General features: G+C 50.3%; 3 protein-coding genes and 2 pseudogenes. All 5 read left to right on the forward strand.

Annotated elements, in window-relative coordinates; translation table 11 throughout:
• Positions 1-114 precede the first annotated feature (114 nt).
• Positions 115-162 (forward strand): annotated as a pseudogene (locus Q0256_RS11610) (hypothetical protein); the annotation flags it as partial.
• 312 nt (positions 163-474) lie between these two features.
• Positions 475-1,584 (forward strand): annotated as a pseudogene (gene speA, locus Q0256_RS05315) (biosynthetic arginine decarboxylase); the annotation flags it as partial.
• Positions 1,581-2,276, forward strand: coding sequence for a serine O-acetyltransferase (gene cysE, locus Q0256_RS05320; RefSeq protein WP_297960805.1), 696 nt, complete (start codon positions 1,581-1,583; stop codon positions 2,274-2,276). The pseudogene speA and the gene cysE, both read left to right, overlap by 4 nt.
• Before the next feature lie 10 nt (positions 2,277-2,286).
• Positions 2,287-2,766: a hypothetical protein gene (locus Q0256_RS05325; protein WP_297960807.1), complete on the forward strand. Its 480-nt coding sequence runs from the start codon at positions 2,287-2,289 to the stop codon at positions 2,764-2,766.
• Positions 2,763-3,742 (forward strand): pyridoxal phosphate-dependent aminotransferase (locus tag Q0256_RS05330; protein ID WP_297960809.1); only part of this gene is annotated, 980 nt, incomplete at its 3' end. The genes Q0256_RS05325 and Q0256_RS05330, both read left to right, overlap by 4 nt.

Below are 3,742 nucleotides of genomic sequence, written 5' to 3' on the forward strand. Positions count from 1 at the left end.
CCGGTCCTGCTTAGACTCAACTTTCAAGTGCAACACCCCATCCTCATATGAGGTGTTGCCATGGAACAGACCCGAACCTACACTCATCTGAGCCCCGAAGAGCGGGCCGTCATCATGCTGGAACTGCACCGCGCCCGTGAAGACAACCGCCCCTGCAGCATCAGGGCGCTTGCCCGTGCGCTGAACCGCAACCCCAGTACGATCAGCCGGGAACTCCGTCGGCTGGGAGACGCCCCCTATGATGCCACCCTGGCCGCCATCCACTACAGACAACAACGCCAGAACTGCCGACGCCAGCCCGTCCTTGTTCCCGGCACTCGCCTGTACCGGTACGTCTTCGACCGGCTCGTATACCGCCACTGGTCACCCCAGCAAATTACTGCCAGACTACGGCGTATGCCAGCATCGAAACGCCCCGGCCTGGTCAGCCACGAGACCGTCTACGCCACCATCTATGCCCAACCCCGTGGGGAGCTAAAAAAGGCCCTCATCGAGGCGGGCAACATCTATACCGAGCTTCGCAAAATGGGCGCGAAAAATTTAAAATCCATAAATTTAGGCGGAGGGCTCGCTATCGAATACTCCCAAGCCAAAGAAAGCTCCAGCCGCAACTATACGCTAAAAGAATACGCCAACGACGTGGTTTTTTTGCTAAAATCGATCGCAGAGGATAAAAAAGAGGCCGAGCCGGATATCTTTATCGAGAGCGGCAGATACGTAGCCGCCAGCCACGCTGTGCTAGTAGCGCCGATTTTGGAACTTTTTACCCAAGAATACGCCGAAGAAAAGCTTGCCCTAAAAAAGGATAATCCGCCGGTAGTCGCCGAGCTATACGATCTGTATAAAACTCTAAAACCCTCCAACGCGCTAGAGTATCTGCACGACGCCATGTCGCACATGGAGAGCGTGCTTACCCTTTTTGATCTGGGATATGTCGATCTGATCGACCGCTCAAACGGCGAAATTTTAGTTCATCTAATAATGCGAAAGGCGTATGGAATTTTAGGCAACAAGCAAGAATACAGCAATTTCTTAAACTCCTTAGGCAACGCCCAAGAGCGCTATTTGGTAAATTTCTCGATCTTCCAAAGCCTGCCCGATTTTTGGGGCATCAAGCAGCACTTCCCGATCATGCCTCTAGAAAGACTGGACGAGCGGGCTACGCTATCGGCGTCGATCTGGGATATCACCTGCGATAGCGACGGCGAGATAGAATTCGACAATCAAAAAAATCCGCTCTTTCTGCACGATTTCGATCCTGAAAAAGAGGAGTACTTCTTGGGCTTTTTCCTTGTCGGGGCCTATCAGGAGGTACTTGGCATGAGCCACAACCTCTTCGCACACCCAACAGAGGCTACCGTGATTTTAAAGGATGACGGCGGCTTTGAGATCAAGGATTTTATCGAATCTCAATCGGTCATCGACATCTTGGAGGATATGGACTACGACGTAGTAGATATCCGCGAAAGCCTAAACGAGCGCGTCGAAAAATCAAATCTTATCGGAGATAAAGAGAAAAAGCATATCCTGGGCGAGCTATATCTGTTTTTAAACGACAACAGCTATCTAAAGACGATCAAATGAGTTTTTGGCAAATTTTAAAACAGGACTTCACCGAGCCCTTGCGCCAAGATCCCGCATGCAACAGCGTATTTGAGATATTTTTCTGCTATCCAGGCGTCTGGGCTCTAATAAATTATCGCTTCGCGCATTTTTTCTACGAGCGAGGTTTTAAGCTTGTAGCTCGCGCGATCAGCGGACTTACCCGCATAATCACCGCCGTAGATATAAACCCGGGCGCGCAGATCGGCAGAGGAGTGTTTTTCGACCACGCTACGGGGCTTGTCATCGGAGAAACGGCGATCATCGGCGATAACTGTCTGATCTATCAGGGCGTCACTCTCGGCGGCGTGAGCTTAGAGCACGGCAAGCGCCATCCGACGCTGCAAAACGGCGTCGTAGTTGGTGCAGGAGCCAAAGTATTAGGCAACATCACCATAGGCGAAAATTCCAAAATCGGCGCAAATTCCGTCGTCGTAAAGGATGTCGCGCCAAACTGCACCGCCGTGGGCGTGCCGGCTAGAATTTTAGGAAGCTGCGAGAGCGATCCTTTGGCGCATAATAAAATTCCAGATATCAGCCAGGAGCTTATCAAATATCTCATCAAGCGTATCGAAATTTTGGAAGAGTGCATTTGCAACGGCAGAAAAGATATCTCCGCAATGGATGAGGATCTAAACAAATTCTACGAAGAGTATCTAAAATCATTAAAATAAGAGGGTTAAAGTGAAAAAAGCTCTATTTTTTACAATTTTTGCTATTTTGTCGGCAAGCGGCAGCGATGCTAATAGCGCGAAAAATTCCGCGGACGACGCCAGAATAAGCCTAGTAAAAAGTCTATACATCAAGAATACCTATTTTGGCGATCACAAAAATATCCTATCGGCTTCTTTCAAATCCGCATTTATGCAGGATGAAGCATCTGCTGGCGAAGGTGAGGTAGGCTGCTTGGACTACGATCCGATAATCGGCGGTCAAGATGTCTGCGACGACGCGAAATATGATTTTGAGCTAGGGCAGCGCGATACTGTCGTAGTAACTCAAACCTGCCCCTACGGCGCGCAGACGATAATCTACAAACTCGTCCGTAGCGGAGGAGATTATAAAATCGACGATATCTACAACCAAGACCCAAGTAGCGGCAGGGCTTTTAGCGTCAAAAATCAAATTTTAAATTGTCTAAACCAATCCAAGGAGCATCAATGAAATTAACACTTTCAAGTCGCGTAAGCAAGCTCGGCGAAAGCCTAACAATCGCAATCAGCACCAAAGCCAAACAGATGAAAGCGCAGGGGCAAGACGTAGTAATCCTAAGCGCGGGCGAGCCTGATTTCGATACCGCAGAGGTCGCCAAAAAGGCTGTCATAGAGGCTATGGCTAAGGGCTGTGGAAAATATACGCCGGTTGCCGGCACGCCTGAAATTTTAAATTTAATCGCGCAGAAGCTAAAGCGCGACAACGACCTAAATTACAGGCCTGATCAGATCATCACCAACGTAGGCGCCAAACACTCGCTATTTAACGCCTTTAACTGCATCTTAAACGAAGGCGATGAGGTTATAATACCGGCGCCTTATTGGGTCACCTACCCAGAAATTGTAAAATTCTGCGGCAGCAAGCCCGTCATCGTAGACACCAAGGCGGAAAACCGATACAAAATCACCGCCTCGCAGCTCAAAGCCGCGATCACGCCGCGCACGAAGGCGCTGTGCCTTTTCAACCCGAGTAACCCCGCAGGCGCCGTATATTCGCGCCAGGAGCTACAAGAGCTTGCGGAAGTGCTAAAGGGCACGGATATTTTAGTAATTGCCGATGAAATTTACGAAAAAATCGTCTTCGGCAAGAGTTTCATAGCCGCAGCAAGCATCAGTGAGGATATGTTCGAGCGCACCGTGACGATCAACGGGCTAAGCAAATGCGGCGCGATGCCCGGCTGGCGCTTCGGCTACACCGCCTGTGCGATCGATGAGCTAAATAAGGCGATGATCAGCCTGCAAAGCCAAAGCGTCAGCAACGTAGCTAGCATCGTCCAGGCAGGCGCTATGCCGGTGCTGCGCGGCGAGGCGGACGATTTTATCGAGGAGATGAGGCGCGAATACGAGCGCAGGCGCGATTTTGGCGCGGACGCGATAGGCGCGATCCCGGGGCTTAGTGTCGTAAAACCAGATGGCGCATTTTATTT

This window comes from uncultured Campylobacter sp., assembly GCF_937949835.1.
GTDB lineage: Bacteria > Campylobacterota > Campylobacteria > Campylobacterales > Campylobacteraceae > Campylobacter_B.